The organism is Ancylobacter sp. TW_SC_1, assembly GCF_056836805.1.
This window is the reverse complement of record NZ_CM166365.1, coordinates 4650012-4664163: the sequence shown is the minus strand read 5'-3', so window position 1 is coordinate 4664163 and position 14152 is coordinate 4650012. Positions and strand designations below refer to the sequence as shown.

Here is a 14152-nt window from a genome sequence, read left to right as displayed (position 1 = left end):
GCCCCTCTCCCCGATGGGGAGAGGGTGTACGGCCGCACGTGCCGGGAGCCGCGCACATGACCCACCCCTCCTTCATCTCGGTTCATCGCGGCACCGCGCCGCTCGTCGTCTCGCTGCCGCACACCGGCACGCAAATCCCGGACGATATCGCCGCCGACCTCGTCTCGGACTGGATCGCCCGCAAGGATTGCGACTGGTGGATCGAGACGCTGTACGACTTCGCCGCCAGCCTCGGCGCCAGCGTGGTGCGGACGTCGATCTCGCGCACCGTCATCGACGTGAACCGCGACCCGTCCGGTGTCTCGCTCTATCCGGGACAAGCGACGACCGAGCTCTGCCCGACGACGACCTTCGACGGCGAGCCGCTCTACAAGGAGGGCAGGGGGCCGGATGTCGCCGCCCGCCGTGCCGGCTGGTTCGACCCCTACCATGCGGCACTCGCCGCCGAGGTCGAGCATGCCCGCGCCGTCCATGGCACGGTCGTGCTCTATGACTGCCACTCGATCCGCTCGGTGGTTCCGCGCCTGTTCGAGGGCACGCTGCCGCACTTCAATGTCGGCACCAATGCCGGCACGACCTGCGCCCCCGAGATGCAGGCCGCCATCGAGGCGATCTGCGACGCGACCGAATTTTCCCGGGTGAGCAACGCCCGCTTCAAGGGCGGCTGGATCACCCGTCGCTACGGTCGCCCCGAGACGGGCGTGCACGCGGTGCAGATGGAACTCGCCTGCCGCACCTACATGCCCGAACCGCTCGGCCCCGTCGGTCCCGAGAACTGGCCCGCGGCCTACGACCCCAGCTACGCCGCACCGGCCCGCGCAGCACTGACCCGCATCTTCGAGGTGTGCATCGCCTTCGCACGCTCGCGCGCCTGAGGGAGACACTCATGACCCGTATCGACAACACCCGCGTCATCCGCGCCGCCCACGGCAGCGAGCTTTCGACCAAGAGCTGGCTCACCGAGGCGCCCCTGCGCATGCTGATGAACAACCTCGACCCGGACGTCGCCGAGAAGCCCGGCGAGCTGGTAGTCTATGGCGGCATCGGCCGCGCCGCGCGCAACTGGGAGTGCTTCGACAGGATCGTCGCCGCGCTCAAGACGCTGGAGGCCGACCAGACGCTGCTGGTGCAGTCGGGCAAGCCGGTCGGGGTGTTTCGCACCCACAAGGACGCGCCGCGCGTGCTGATCGCCAATTCCAACCTCGTGCCGCGCTGGGCGACCTGGGAGCACTTCAACGAGCTCGATAGGAAGGGGCTCATGATGTACGGCCAGATGACCGCCGGCTCCTGGATCTATATCGGCGCCCAGGGCATCGTGCAGGGCACCTACGAGACCTTCGTGGAAATGGGCCGCCAGCATTTCGGCGGCTCGCTGAAGGGCAAGTGGATCCTCACCGGCGGGCTCGGCGGCATGGGCGGCGCGCAGCCGCTCGCCGCCACCATGGCGGGTGCGAGCTGCCTCGCGGTGGAATGCCGGCCGTCCTCGATCGATTTCCGCCTGCGTACCGGCTATCTCGACACCTCGACCACCAGCCTCGACGAGGCGCTGATGATGATCGAGAGGTCCTGCGCCGAGGGTAAGCCGCTCTCGGTCGGCCTGCTCGGCAACACGGCGGAGGTGCTGCCGGAACTCGTGAAGCGCGGCGTGAGGCCGGATGTCGTCACCGACCAGACCTCCGCGCATGACCCGGTGAACGGCTATCTGCCGCTGGGCTGGACGCTCGGCGAATGGGAGGACCGCAGGCAGACCGACCCGGCCGGCGTCGCCAGGGCGGCCAAGGCGTCGATGGCCGTGCATGTGAAGGCGATGCTCGACTTCTTCCACGCCGGCATTCCGACCGTCGACTATGGCAACAACATCCGCCAGATGGCGCTGGAGGAGGGCGTGTCGAACGCCTTCGACTTCCCCGGCTTCGTGCCGGCCTATATCCGCCCGCTCTTCTGCCGCGGCATCGGCCCGTTCCGCTGGGCGACGCTGTCCGGCGACCCTTCGGACATCGCGCGCACCGACGCCAAGGTGAAGGAGCTGATCCCCGACAATCCGCACCTGCACAACTGGCTCGACATGGCGGCGGAGCGCATCAAGTTCCAGGGCCTGCCGGCGCGCATCTGCTGGGTGGGTCTCGGCGATCGCCACCGGCTCGGCCTCGCCTTCAACGAGATGGTGCGCACGGGCGAGCTGAAGGCTCCCATCGTCATCGGCCGCGATCATCTCGACAGCGGTTCGGTCGCCTCGCCCAACCGCGAGACCGAGGCGATGGCCGACGGCTCCGACGCGGTCTCCGACTGGCCGCTGCTCAACGCGCTGCTCAACACCGCCTCGGGCGCCACCTGGGTGTCGCTGCATCATGGCGGCGGCGTCGGCATGGGCTTCTCGCAGCACGCCGGCATGGTGATCTGCTGCGACGGCACGGCGGAGGCGGACGCCCGCATCGCCCGCGTTCTGTGGAACGACCCGGCGACCGGCGTCATGCGCCATGCCGATGCCGGCTACGAGATCGCCATCGACTGCGCGCGCGAGCACCAGCTCGATCTGCCGGGCATTCTCGGCTGAGAAGGCCGGCGCTGCGGGCGCCGCGGGTTGCTGACTGCCGGGTGTGTGGAAGGGCGATGTCGGCTCGGCCGATCTCGACAAATAGGTCTATACAAATAAGATGAAGACACTCAGGAGGTGCCCGGCATGAGACGTTCCGACAAGCTGAAGCTCGGTACCTTCGTGTACACGTTCGGCTACAATCCGGCCGGCTGGCTGCATCCCGGCAGCGACGTCAACGGCGCCAATGATTTCCGCCACCTGCTCAAGGTGGCGCAGATCTCGGAAGCCGCCAAATTCGACTTCATGTTCATGGCGGATTCGCCCGCCGCGGCAATCGGCGACCCGGAGGCCCTGTGCCGGCTGCCGACCAAGATGAACCGTTTCGAGCCGCTGTCGCTGATCTCGGCACTTGGCGTCTCGACCTCGCATCTCGGCCTCGTCGCGACCGCCTCGACCTCCTATTACGAGCCGTTCAACCTTGCCCGCATCTTCGCCTCCATCGACCACCTGTCGGGTGGCCGGGCGTGCTGGAACGTCGTCACCTCCGATCACGACGAGACCGGCTACAATTTCAACCGCGAGGGGCTCGACCCGCACGCGATGCGCTACGAGCGCGGCAAGGAGTTCGTCGATGTCGTGTTCGGGCTGTGGGACAGCTTCGAGCAGGACGCGCTCACGCTCGACCGCGAAAGCGGCGTCTATTACGACAAGGACAAGCTCCACACGCTGAATCACAAGGGCAAGCATTTCCAGGTGCGCGGCCCGCTCAACATCGCCGCGACGCCGCAGGGGCGCCCGGTGATCGCCCAGGCCGGCGGTTCGGAGGCCGGCATCGAGCTGGCGGCAGAGACGGCCGAGCTGGTGTTCTCCCTCGCCTCCAATCTTGAGCGCAGCCAGGCCTTCTACGCGACTCTGAAGGAGCGCATGGCGAAGTTCGGCCGGGCGCCGGACGAGCTGAAGGTGATGCCCGGCGTCGTGCTCAATGTCGGGCGCACCGAGGAGGAGGCGCGGGCGAAGGTCGAGTTCCTCGCCGGGAAGCTGCACCCGGATGTCGGCCGGGCGATGCTGGCCGAATTTCTTGAAGCCGACCTCTCCGGCGTGCCGCTCGACGCCCCCTTCCCCAAGGACCGGCTGCCCGCCGCCCCGAAGGGCTCCAAGGCGCTGTTCGACGAGCTGACCGACTTCGTGATGAAGGGGCACACCGTCGGCGAGCTGATCCGGCTGTTCAGCGAGAAGCACACCGGCAACGGCATCACCGGCACGCCGAAGATGGTGGCCGATTTCATGGAGGAGTGGTTCCAGGGCCGCGCGGCGGACGGTTTCATCCTCATGTTTCCCACGCTGCCGTCCGCGCTGGAGGATTTCGTCGAGCTTGTGGTGCCCGAGCTGCGCCGCCGCGGGCTGTTCCGGGACGAGTATGAAGGCACGACGCTGCGCGCCAATCTCGGCCTGCCCGTGCCGGAGAACCGTTATGCGCGGGCGCGCCGGCAGGCGGGGATGGCGGCGAACCTCGCGCGAGCCTGACGCGCGCAAAACTGGCGGACATCTTGCTTCCAGCCGTACGGTGATGCATCGGATACGGCGGGCCGCGTCCTGATCTGTCGACTTCAGCGGAGCAAGGCGCACATGCGGCTGGAATCTTGATGTTCAATACGGAAATCATCGTCAAATCACTTCCGATGCTGTTGGGGGCCTCGGTCTGGACGGTGATCTATTCGCTGACCTCGGTGGCGATCGGCTTCTGCATCGGCACGCTGATGTGCGCGGCGGGGCTGTCTTCCTCGCGCCTCGGCCGGGCGACATCTGCCTTCTATGTGAGCTTCTTTCGCGGTGTGCCGCTGCTGGTGCAGCTCCTCATCTCCTATTACTGCCTGCCGCTGATCGGGGTGAACGTGCCCTCGACAGTGGCGGCGGTGGGCACGCTGGCGCTGTGCACCGGCGCCTATATCGCCGAGATCCTGCGTGGCGGCTTTCTCGGCATTCCGCCGGGGCTGATCGAGGCAGCGCGCATGATGGGGCTGTCGCGGGCGCAGATCCTCACCCGCATCGAGGTGCCGCTGGCGGTACGCTTCACGCTGCCCTCGCTGGTCAACGAGACGACTATGATGGTGAAGGCTTCTTCGCTGATTTCGGTGGTCGGCGTGCTGGAGTTGACGCGGCTCGCGCAGAACATTGCGACCTCCACCTTCCAGCCGCTGGAAATCTACCTCACCGCCGGCGCGATCTATTTCCTCATTAATGGTGCCATCACGCTGGTCGGCGGCTTCGTCGAGAGCCGGTTCCGGATGGAGCAGGCGCGATGACCTTCAATCCCGCCATCCTCACCGACAACTGGCGCGAGATCGCCGACGGGATGGTGCTGACCATTCTGATCTGGGTCGCCGGCACCGCGATCGGGCTCGTCATCGGGCTCGCGGTGGCGATCGCCCAGCTCTTCACCAATCGCTGGCTGGCGGCGCCGCTGACCTTCTACGTCGCGCTGATGCGGGGCACGCCGTTCCTGATCCAGCTTTTCGTGATCTACTATGGCGGCCCGTTCTTCGGTCTCGACCTGACGCCGCTCGTGGCCGGAATCGCCGGTCTCGCACTTTATGGCGGGGCCTATTTCTCGGAGATTTTCCGGGCCGGCTTCCTGTCGGTGCCGGCCGGCCAGATCGAGGCGGCGCGGATGATGGGCATCGGCCGGCTCGCCATCGTGCGGCACGTGCAACTGCCGCAGATGCTGGTGATCATCCTGCCCGCGCTGGCGAACATGACGGTGCTGCTGTCGAAGGAGACGGCGGTGCTGTCGGTCATAACCGTCAATGAGATGACGTCGGTGGTGCAGTCCATTGGCTCGACCACCTTCGCCTTCGCCGAGACGCTGCTGTTCCTGGCGCTCGTCTACTGGGCATTCCTCGAAATCGTCACGGCGGCCGCGCGGCGGCTCGAGAAGCGGGTCGGCCGCTTCATGCTGCGCACGCAAGGCTGAACCGGAAAGGATGGACATGGCGGAGCGACCGATCATCGACGTACGCGGCGTGTGGAAGCGCTTCGGCACGGTCGATGTGCTGAAGGGCATCGACCTCGCGATCCGGAAATCCGAGGTGACCTGCATCATCGGCCCGTCCGGCTCGGGAAAGTCGACGCTGCTGCGCTGCATCGCCTTTCTGGAGGAGTACAGCGCGGGCGAGATCTATATCGAGGGTGAACTGCTCGGCTTCTCGCTGGAGAACGGTAGGCGCCGCCGCGTCTCCGATGCGGAGGTCGCGCGGGTGCGCCGCAATGTCGGCTTCGTGTTCCAGCAGTTCAACCTCTGGCCGCATATGAGCGCGCTGGAAAATGTCGCCGCGCCGCTGAAGCTGGCGCGCGGCATCGCCCGCGAAGACGCGGCCAGGCGCGCCCGCGCCATGCTGGAGAAGGTCGGCATGGGTCATCGCGCCGAGGCCTATCCGAGCCAGCTTTCCGGCGGCCAGCAGCAGCGCGTCGGCATCGCCCGCGCGCTCGCCATGGAACCGCACATCATGCTGTTCGACGAGCCGACCTCGGCGCTCGATCCTGAACTGGTCGGCGAGGTGCTGCAGGTGATGCGCGACCTCGCGAACGAGGGCATGACCATGGCGGTGGTGACGCACGAAATGGGCTTCGCCGCGCAGGTGGCCGATACGGTGGTCTTCATCGACCACGGGGTGATCGCCGCCTCCGGCTCGCCGGAGCGGGTCTTCCGGCGGGAGGAGAGCCCACGCCTGCGCCAGTTCCTGCAGAACTACTTCGAGCGTAACGTGTTCTGGCAGTCGTCGGAGATGCCGCCGGCGCCGTGACGTCGACTGCGCGCCGTGGCGAACCGTCCGTTGCGGTGCGAAATGGCTTATGTCTATACTTAAATCCATAAGGAAGGCCGGTGACGGTGTGTCGCCTCAAGCTTCCAAGGGAACAGGAGAGACAGATGATGCAGCTTACCCGGCGGGCCTCCGCCGTGACCCGCATCGCGCGCCTTGCCGCGCTCGGCATGGTGGCGTCCATGGCCTTCGCGGGTCTCGCGCAGGCAGAGGACGTGCTGGCCAAGGCGAAAGCCAAGGGCGAGCTCGTGGTCGGCACCGAACTGCAGTTCGCGCCCTTCGACTTCGTCGAGGACGGCAAGCAGGCCGGCATGAACAAGGAGATCTTCGCCGAGATCGGCAAGGAGCTTGGCGTGAAGGTCACCTTCCTCGACCTGCCCTGGCCGAGCGTGCTGCCGGGCCTCGAAGCGGGCAAGTTCGACATGGTCGCCGGCCCCGCGACCATCACCAAGGCGCGCATGGAGCGCTACCGCTTCACCTCGCCGATCGCCAATGCGACCGTCGCCATCCTGAAGAAGAAGGGCGACGCCTCGATCACCAAGCCGGAGGACATCGCCGGCAAGAAGGTGGGCAGCGCCAAGGCGACCGCCCAGCTCGCCCAGCTGCAGGAATTCGCCAAGACCCTGCCGAGCGCGCCGACCATCCAGGAATATGTCGACTTCAGCCAGTCCTACGCGGATCTGGGTGCCGGCCGCATCGTCGCGGTGGCGAACTCGCTGCCCAACATCGCCTTCCTCGCCAAGTCCAAGCCGGATGTGTTCGAGGTTGTCGAGCCGCCCTTCGGCAAGCCGGTCTATTTCGGCTTCATCGGCAGCAAGGCCGAGGATTCCAAGTCGCTGATGGACGCCGTCGATGCCGTCATCATCAAGATGAAGCATGACGGCCGCCTCGCCGCCCTGCAGAAGAAGTGGTTCGGCACCGAGATGAGCACCCCGGATCAGGTGACGGAAGCGAGCTTCTGATCCTGCGCGGAGTGCGCCGACCTTGCCAGACGCCCGGACCGGCCTTGCGCGGGTCCGGGCGTTTCACGTTCGGCGCAGGCGCCTTCGGTTGTCAGCCTTGCGGCGAGAAGCGGGCGACGAGGTCGTAGGCGTCGCCGCGGAAGAGCTGGCGCACCACGGTGACGGTCTCGCCGCCGCGCCAGGTGCGCCGCTCCAGGCTGAGGCACGCCGCGCCTCTGGGCAGGTTAAGAACCCTGGCGGCCCGCGCATTGGCGCCGACGGCCCGGATGCGATGCTCGGCTTGCGTCCACGGCACGTGGCGCAGCAGCCATGAGCCGGGTGGCGTCGCGGCGAAATCGGCCTCGCCCGCTTCGGGAACGCTGGCGAGACTGATGAGGCGCTCCTCCAGGGCGAGCGGGCGCCCATTGGCCGAATGCAGGCAGGAGAGTTCCAGCACCTCGCGCGCGGCACCCGGCGCCAGGAGATCGACCGGGTCCTTGGCGCTGGCAGGCCGGCGACGGCGGCCGAGCAGCGTGTAACCATAAATCTCGCCACGCGCGGCGACCTCGACCGGAATGTCGGGAATGTGCAGCATGGCCGAGTGAAGGCGCGGCTGCGCCACGAAGGAACCGGCCCGGCGCCGCCGCTCCACCAGCCCGGCGGCGACGAGCCCGGCGATGACCTTGTTGACGGTCATCCGGGCGCATCCATACTGCACCATCAGCTCGTGCTCGAAGGGGATGCGATGGCCCGGCGGCCATTCCCCCGAGAGGATCTTCGCCTCGAGGTCGACGCGGATGCGCTGATGCAGCGTCGGCGCCGATTCGGCTGCGGCATGAGACTGGACGGTCACGGTCACCTGGGAATGCCCCTCCTTGCTGGCCGGCGACAGGGCCGCAGGGTCGCTACAGTTTAGCGTAACCCCTGAATATGTATAGACATTATTAGGACGTGCGAAGCACGAAACCCGCTGTACCCGGGAGGGCGGCTGTCGCGCCGGGGCACCGGCGTGCCGGAATGCCGCGTTTGTCCAGCGTCTGGCCTGCCTGGAGGCTCTGGCCGTCGCCGTGAGCCTGTGCGGCGTCCCGGCCGCGCGCCATCTCGCCCGCTTCGGCACCGTGCCGGGCGCCATCCAGGCCGCGGCGCTGGCCTTCCACGCCTGCGCGCCGGTTGTCTGGTGGTGGGGTGATCGGGTCCTGGAGCCGGAAAACGACGTTCGGCGGGCCGGGAGTATCCCGGGGCCGGCGGATCAGGGGGGCCGGAGAGGAGGGCGCCCGGCTGGACGAGGTCCCGCAGTATGCGTCAGCTAGGCAGGCCGCGACCGTAGCGGCACTCACCCGCCACTGGGTTCTTCCTCCAGGAGGACCTAGAGTCCGGCCTCATACTTCCCGAACCAACTCCAACATCACTCATCATGACTGCGTGGCAGTTTCGATGTCGAAGAGGTCAGCGGCCAGATGAAACAAAGCCGCGCGCCCTGTATCGGCCTTTTCCTGCGCGGCAATGCAAAGGCGGGCCAAACTCTCGATCGGCTTTCCTGCCTCAGGCCGCATGTCGGCCAGCGACCAGCGCACGACCCGCCATCCGCTGACAAGGTGGGCATCCGCGATGACCGTATCAGGGATCAGCCGCGACAGAGTTGAGTTCAACTCTGCAAACAGGTCGAAGGCTTCGGTCTTCGCCCCAGCCTGACCTTGTCGGATATGCTGCGCCAGCCCGGCCAATCGCCCCTTCACCTCGAGCGGCAGAGGTGCGTCGGGCAGGGCGGCGACCAGCCTCAACAGCCCGCAATGCACGGCGAAGTGCATCCTGCGCGCCGTCAGATCAATCGGATTCGAGATCGAGCCGACCCCTGTCCGAACCTCGATCAATCCCTCATAGGCCAGCCGCTGCAACGCCTGCCGGACCGGCGTGCGCGACACCCCGAATTCAGCGGCCAAGGTGCCCTCAAGCAACATCGCCTGTTCATCGAGCGGTTGCAGGCAGATGCGCTTGCGGATTGCATCCGCGATTTCATCGGCCCGTGGGCGCGGGGAGAACAAAGTCATCGCGGTCCTTCGCCTGTTGTCAGCGGTCTGTCATATGATTGACGCGCGACATGTATACATGTATGCAACATAGGTTACTCCAAGGGCAAAAACCTTGCAACATTGCCGCCCCCCTATCGCGCGCCCCCGCCCTGACTGGCTGGGAATGGCTGTCGTCGGGGTGATTCTTGCCGGGCTTGGGGTGCTTGGCTTCAATATCATCCTCAATATGCAGGCCGCCGGAATGACGCCAGGCTATGGCTTCATGGCGCAAACGGCCGGTTTCGATCTCAGCGAAAGTCTGATCCCGTATGATGCGGGCGACACTTACGCACGTGTGATCTTCGCGGGGCTTCTCAATACAGTCTTTCTTGCGCTCGCGGCGCTGATCCTGGCCACCCTGCTCGGGGTATTGATGGGCTTGGTCAGTGTGACGCCCAGCCCGCCGGGTCGCGCGGTCGCCCTGTTATACGTGGAACTGTTCCGAAACCTGCCCAAGATCCTGGTGTTGCTGGTACTCTACGTGGTCGCGGTGGGTGGCTTGCCGCCGGTGCGCGCAGCATTGTCCTTCGGGCCGGTGCATCTGTCGAACCGCTCGATCTATCTACCCACCTTTCTGCCCGATCCGGGCCAGATGTGGTTGATCCTGCCGGTGGCCGCCTCAATGCTGGCGGCGCTTTGGTGGGCGCGCAAGGTCGCTCGGATCAAGCGCGATACCGGTCGGGAATGGCCGGTCGTACCGGTGGTGCTGGCCTTGATGATTGGCGGACCGCTGGGCTTTGCGTTTCTCGCCCATGTGCCGCTAACGCTCAGCCTGCCAAGGTTTGAACGCTTTGACTATGCGGGCGGCGCACGGCTCTCGGTGCAGTTCGTCGTCGTGCTACTGACGTTGGGGCTCTACCACGGCGCACAGATCTCCGAAGTCGTGCGCGGCGGGATTCTCGCCGTGCCACCAGGGCAAGTCGAGGCTGCTCGCGCTCTGGGACTGACGCCCGGCCAAGTGACGCGCCTTGTCGTGTTGCCACTCGTATTTCGGACCGTCATCCCGCCCATGATCAATCAATATGTCAATCTGATCAAGAACACGTCGATCGCCATTGCGGTAGGTTATTCAGACCTGATGTCGGTAAGCGGCACGATAATCAACCAGACATTTCGTCCGCTGGAAATGATGCTGATCACCATGGGTCTTTATCTTGGCCTGTGCCTTTTGGCATCGTCGCTGATGAATCGTCTGAACGACACTCTTCAGGCCCGCACCCTGCGAACTGCGCCATGATCCCCGCCGCCGCGCCTCCCAAACAGCGTCGAGCGCTGCTGCGGAAATGGGCCGGTACGCCGGTCACCGCCCTCGTGTCGGCCTTCAGCGCGGTGCTGGGGCTTTGGGTGTTGTGGCTGGTGCTCGATTGGGCCGTGCTTTCGGCCGCCTCACCGCTGCGCCCAATGGCGGTCTGCGCCGATACCGATGGGGCATGCTGGCGGTTCTATGTGGAAAAGGGCCGGTTCATGCTCTTTGGCACCTACCCTTATGCCGAACACTGGCGCCCGGCACTTGTCTCGCTTCTGCTGCTGGCGCTGTCGGGACTGGTGGGTTTGCGCATCACCGGGCGGCTCCGGTTCATTCGCCCGCGGTTGCTGATCGCCGTCTGGATCGTGATGATCCCACTGGTTCTTGCGCTGATGGGCGGCGGCTGGGCAGGCCTGGCGCCGGTGGACATGTCGCGCTGGAACGGCATGCCGGTGCTGCTGATCCTGTCGGTCATCGCCATAGCGCTGTCCCTTCCGCTGGGCGTAACATTGGCGGTTCTACGGTATCAAAGCCGCTGGCCGGTGCTGCGCAGGGCCGCCATCGCTTATATCGAGACAATGCGCGGCGTACCGATGGTAACGGTGCTGTTCGTAGGGGTCTTTGTCTTGCCCTTGACCCTTCCGCCCGGCACAGCCATCAGCCCGGTGTTGGCGACACTGATCGCGCTTATCTTCTTCCACGCCTCTTACTTCGCCGAAGATGTGCGCGGCGGATTGCAATCCCTGCCTGACAGCCAGGCCGAGGCGGCGCGCTCGCTTGGTCTGTCCTGGGGGCAGATGATGCGTCTCGTGCTTCTGCCGCAGGCCCTGTCGCGCAGCCTGCCGGCCTTAGTCAATTCGGTGATCGGAGCCTACAAGGACACGTCGCTTGTCGTCGTGCTGGGCATTCACGACCTGACGTCGACGGCGCGAATGGCCTTCAGCGAGCCGGGCTGGGGAGCCTTTTCGCTCGAGGCCTATGCCTTTGTCGGGGTCTGGTTCCTGCTGTCCTGCGCCTTCCTGTCCTGGGTCGGGCGCGAATTGCATCGCAGGCAATGCACGCAAGGCGGTTGAAATTGTCACAAATCCGAAGAAGTATACCTGTATACATGATGTGACTTCAGCTTTCAGCCCCTGCAGGAGAATCCCATGTCCCTTTGCAAGCCCGTTATGTCCCTCCTTCCGGCCCTGCTTGTCCTTGCTGCGGTGCCTGCCGCCGCAGGGCCGGTCATGGACGACATCAAGGCCACGAACGGCGTCGTCTGTCTTGTCAGCCCAAGCGCACCGGGTTTTTCCGTGCCGGACAGCAAGGGCGTCTTTCAGGGTTTCAATGCCGACTTCTGCCGCGTGGCCGCTGCCGCTATCCTTGGCGATGCCAGCAAGGCCGACATCCGGGGCGTCGGATTTTCCGACTCGATGAAGACCATCGTCGCCGGCGGAGCGCATATGGCCTCGCGCTCGATCACCCGTACCGGCACTCGCGACGCCGACGAGGGCATGGCCTTCGTCGTGACCACCTTCTTTGATGGTCAGGGCTTCATGGTGCCGAAGAAACTGGGTGTCACCAGCGCCCGCGAACTGAACGGGGCCAGCGTCTGCGCCGAGGACGGCTCGACCACGCTTCTCAATCTCGCCGACTGGTTCGGCGCGCAGGGCATGAGCTATCGCGTCGAGAACATCGCCGACAAGACGGCCCGCCTCCAAGCGTTCTTCTCGGGCAAATGCGATGTCTATGCGTCGGATGTGACCGCGCTCACCGCCGATCGCCAATTGGCGCCCAACCCGGCGGATTACATCATCCTGCCCGAAGTGATCTCCAATGAGCCGCTGACGCTCGTGGCGCGCCCCGATCAAGCATTTGAAGCGGCGCTCTTCTGGAGCTTCCAGGTCATGCTGAATGCGGACAGCAACGGCATCACCTCGGCCAATATCGACGAGATCCTGGCGAAGATCGATCAGCAGCCCCCGGCCGTGAAGCGCATGTTCGGCGCCGACTCCGCCACGACGGACATGGCCGCCAAGCTCGGGTTGCCGAAGGATTGGGCGTATCAGGTCGTCAAGCAGGTCGGGTCCTATGGCGAGGTGTTCGACCGTCACCTCGGCGTCAACACGCCGTTCGGGCTCGACCGCAAGCAGACGCCCAACGCCCAGGCGGCGAATGGCGGCCTGATGTACCCGTATCCGATCCGCTGATCGCAATCCTTGCGCGCCCCTTCGACCGACTGGGCGCGCAACGCCGCTGCAGGACTGCTTCCCAATGGGATTTACCGACGAAAGCGCGACAGGATCCGTCCGCGCGATCTGCGCCCGCCCCGGTGGCGGGCGCGTCATCACCATGGGCTTTCCCGGCCTCGATACCGATCCGCGCGGGCACGCCTGGATCAATCCCGAGCGGCTTGACGCGACGCTGGAGACGGCTGCGGCAGCGGGGCTGCGCCTTCTCCTCATACTCGCGCAGGCGGACGAGTTGCCGGACGGAGCCATTCCGTATCTGCGTCAGGCCTCGCGCACTCGGGGGGCGCGTGCCATCGCTTTGCCGATCGAGGATTACTCCGTTCCCGGCGCATCCTTCCTGCGCGCCTGGCACCGGCTGGAGCCGCTTCGCCAGAGGATCTTCGTCGATGGACAGGCCGTGGGCGTATGCTGCCACCATGGTGCCGGTCGCAGCGGGGTGGTGGCGGCGATGCATCTGATCGAGGCGGGCGTTCAACCCGCGGTCGCCGTCGCCGCATTGCGCGCCCAGTTTTCCGAAACGGTGGAAAATAAATTGCAATATCAATGGCTTGAACGATATCCGGAGTTGTCGGCGTCCGTTTGAGACTTGTCGCGGGTCTGTGCCTTCATCAATCGACGTGCGTGCGCGGTGGCGCTGCGACGAGCGATCGAGCGTTCACGCTTCCAGTCTGGCATCGCCAGCAGGCCCTCAATCTTGTCCTCATCGGGAACCGTGGCCTCAGAGTGCCGCGCATCCGGGCAGGACGACAGCCGATTCAACGGCGAGAAAATCGTCTCCGTGTCGCGGGTCCTTGTGAGCTTCAGAGCCTGGCCCTTGCGCTGCGCGGTGTCGCCAGGAGAAGGCTCGTCTCGCTGTTGTTAACTCCGCTGATCAGGCGAATTCGGCGCAGCACCGCATCAAGGTCCGTCAACGTCGCGGTGCCCAGCTCGACGATCAGGTCCCAACGCCCGTTGGTCGTGTGGATCGCCGAAACTTCAGGCAAGCCTCCGAGAACCCGGATCACCTGGTCGGTCACGCGCCCTTCGACCCCTATCATCATGATGCCGCGGACAGGCTGGTCGACCGCATCCGCACGCAGGACGACCGTGTAGCCGACGATCTGGCCGCTGCGCTCCAACCGGTCGAGGCGGACGCGTACCGTTGCACGGGACACGCGGAGATCCCCGGCGAGATCCGAAATGCTCCGCCTCGCATCGTGGCGGAGCAGAGTGATCAATCGTTCGTCCAGTTCGTCCAACATTTTTTCCAATTCGCTAACTCATGCATAGCGAAATGATAAATCCAAGCACCCGACTTGCCAATTCAGT

Annotated in this window: 14 protein-coding genes; 11 read left to right on the top strand and 3 right to left on the bottom strand. The window is 65.5% G+C overall.

Features of this window, described 5'->3' with window-relative positions; translation table 11 throughout:
* Positions 1–56 precede the first annotated feature (56 nt).
* The 7 genes from hutG (at position 57) to AC1PZ7_RS22095 (ending at position 7316) form a co-directional block, all read left to right on the top strand.
* Positions 57–875, top strand: coding sequence for an N-formylglutamate deformylase (gene hutG / locus AC1PZ7_RS22125; RefSeq protein WP_482357332.1), 819 nt, complete (start codon positions 57–59; stop codon positions 873–875).
* 11 nt (positions 876–886) lie between these two features.
* Positions 887–2554, top strand: a complete 1668-nt coding sequence (gene hutU, locus AC1PZ7_RS22120; RefSeq protein WP_482357331.1) for a urocanate hydratase — start codon at positions 887–889, stop codon at positions 2552–2554.
* Between the two features lie 126 nt (positions 2555–2680).
* A complete protein-coding gene (locus AC1PZ7_RS22115; RefSeq protein ID WP_482357330.1) occupies positions 2681–4060 on the top strand; it encodes an LLM class flavin-dependent oxidoreductase in 1380 nt (459 codons plus the stop codon).
* Between the two features lie 134 nt (positions 4061–4194).
* Positions 4195–4839: an amino acid ABC transporter permease gene (locus AC1PZ7_RS22110; RefSeq protein ID WP_482359701.1), complete on the top strand. Its 645-nt coding sequence runs from the start codon at positions 4195–4197 to the stop codon at positions 4837–4839.
* Positions 4836–5507 carry an amino acid ABC transporter permease gene (locus AC1PZ7_RS22105; RefSeq protein ID WP_482357329.1) on the top strand — a complete coding sequence of 224 codons (672 nt, stop codon included), beginning with the start codon at positions 4836–4838 and terminating at the stop codon, positions 5505–5507. Before AC1PZ7_RS22110 ends, AC1PZ7_RS22105 begins: the two co-directional genes overlap by 4 nt.
* Positions 5508–5523: 16 nt before the next feature.
* On the top strand, positions 5524–6336 hold the full coding sequence (locus tag AC1PZ7_RS22100; RefSeq protein ID WP_482357328.1) for an amino acid ABC transporter ATP-binding protein: 813 nt from the start codon (positions 5524–5526) through the stop codon (positions 6334–6336).
* A gap of 188 nt (positions 6337–6524) precedes the next feature.
* Positions 6525–7316 (top strand): transporter substrate-binding domain-containing protein, encoded by a 792-nt coding sequence (locus AC1PZ7_RS22095; RefSeq protein WP_482359700.1) that lies wholly within the window; start codon positions 6525–6527, stop codon positions 7314–7316.
* 91 nt (positions 7317–7407) lie between these two features.
* On the opposite strand, the gene hutC is transcribed toward AC1PZ7_RS22095, so the two are convergent.
* Together hutC and AC1PZ7_RS22085 are read right to left on the bottom strand one after the other, a co-directional pair.
* The gene (gene hutC, locus AC1PZ7_RS22090; RefSeq protein ID WP_482359699.1) at positions 7408–8148 is read right to left on the bottom strand and encodes a histidine utilization repressor; all 741 of its coding nucleotides are present in this window, start codon (positions 8146–8148) and stop codon (positions 7408–7410) included.
* A 559-nt stretch (positions 8149–8707) separates the two neighbouring features.
* Positions 8708–9343, bottom strand: coding sequence for a GntR family transcriptional regulator (locus AC1PZ7_RS22085; RefSeq protein WP_482357327.1), 636 nt, complete (start codon positions 9341–9343; stop codon positions 8708–8710).
* 145 nt (positions 9344–9488) lie between these two features.
* Between AC1PZ7_RS22085 and AC1PZ7_RS22080 the strand changes: the two genes are divergently transcribed.
* The 4 genes from AC1PZ7_RS22080 to AC1PZ7_RS22065 all read left to right on the top strand — a co-directional run bounded on the left by AC1PZ7_RS22080 (position 9489) and on the right by AC1PZ7_RS22065 (position 13427).
* On the top strand, positions 9489–10601 hold the full coding sequence (locus AC1PZ7_RS22080; protein WP_482357326.1) for an ABC transporter permease subunit: 1113 nt from the start codon (positions 9489–9491) through the stop codon (positions 10599–10601).
* Complete coding sequence (locus tag AC1PZ7_RS22075; RefSeq protein WP_482357325.1) at positions 10598–11683, top strand: amino acid ABC transporter permease; 1086 nt, start codon at positions 10598–10600, stop codon at positions 11681–11683. The genes AC1PZ7_RS22080 and AC1PZ7_RS22075 overlap by 4 nt, the downstream gene beginning before the upstream one ends.
* 156 nt (positions 11684–11839) lie before the next feature.
* Positions 11840–12802, top strand: a complete 963-nt coding sequence (locus tag AC1PZ7_RS22070; protein WP_482357324.1) for a transporter substrate-binding domain-containing protein — start codon at positions 11840–11842, stop codon at positions 12800–12802.
* A gap of 64 nt (positions 12803–12866) precedes the next feature.
* Entirely contained in the window at positions 12867–13427 is a 561-nt protein-coding gene (locus AC1PZ7_RS22065; protein ID WP_482357323.1) for a protein-tyrosine phosphatase family protein, read from the top strand.
* A gap of 217 nt (positions 13428–13644) precedes the next feature.
* Here AC1PZ7_RS22065 and AC1PZ7_RS22060 read toward each other — a convergent pair whose 3' ends face one another.
* The gene (locus AC1PZ7_RS22060) at positions 13645–14082 is read right to left on the bottom strand and encodes an Lrp/AsnC family transcriptional regulator (protein ID WP_482357322.1); all 438 of its coding nucleotides are present in this window, start codon (positions 14080–14082) and stop codon (positions 13645–13647) included.
* Positions 14083–14152 lie beyond the last annotated feature (70 nt).

Excerpts from the sequence above, each read along its gene's own strand:
- hutG (WP_482357332.1), top strand. The coding sequence starts at position 57 with ATGACCCACCCCTCCTTCATCTCGGTTCATCGCGGCACCGCGCCGCTC.
- hutU (WP_482357331.1), top strand. The coding sequence starts at position 887 with ATGACCCGTATCGACAACACCCGCGTCATCCGCGCCGCCCACGGCAGC.
- AC1PZ7_RS22115 (WP_482357330.1), top strand. The coding sequence starts at position 2,681 with ATGAGACGTTCCGACAAGCTGAAGCTCGGTACCTTCGTGTACACGTTC.
- AC1PZ7_RS22105 (WP_482357329.1), top strand. The coding sequence starts at position 4,836 with ATGACCTTCAATCCCGCCATCCTCACCGACAACTGGCGCGAGATCGCC.
- AC1PZ7_RS22100 (WP_482357328.1), top strand. The coding sequence starts at position 5,524 with ATGGCGGAGCGACCGATCATCGACGTACGCGGCGTGTGGAAGCGCTTC.
- AC1PZ7_RS22095 (WP_482359700.1), top strand. The coding sequence starts at position 6,525 with ATGGTGGCGTCCATGGCCTTCGCGGGTCTCGCGCAGGCAGAGGACGTG.
- AC1PZ7_RS22085 (WP_482357327.1), bottom strand. The coding sequence starts at position 9,343 with ATGACTTTGTTCTCCCCGCGCCCACGGGCCGATGAAATCGCGGATGCA.
- AC1PZ7_RS22080 (WP_482357326.1), top strand. The coding sequence starts at position 9,489 with ATGGCTGTCGTCGGGGTGATTCTTGCCGGGCTTGGGGTGCTTGGCTTC.
- AC1PZ7_RS22075 (WP_482357325.1), top strand. The coding sequence starts at position 10,598 with ATGATCCCCGCCGCCGCGCCTCCCAAACAGCGTCGAGCGCTGCTGCGG.
- AC1PZ7_RS22070 (WP_482357324.1), top strand. The coding sequence starts at position 11,840 with ATGGACGACATCAAGGCCACGAACGGCGTCGTCTGTCTTGTCAGCCCA.
- AC1PZ7_RS22065 (WP_482357323.1), top strand. The coding sequence starts at position 12,867 with ATGGGATTTACCGACGAAAGCGCGACAGGATCCGTCCGCGCGATCTGC.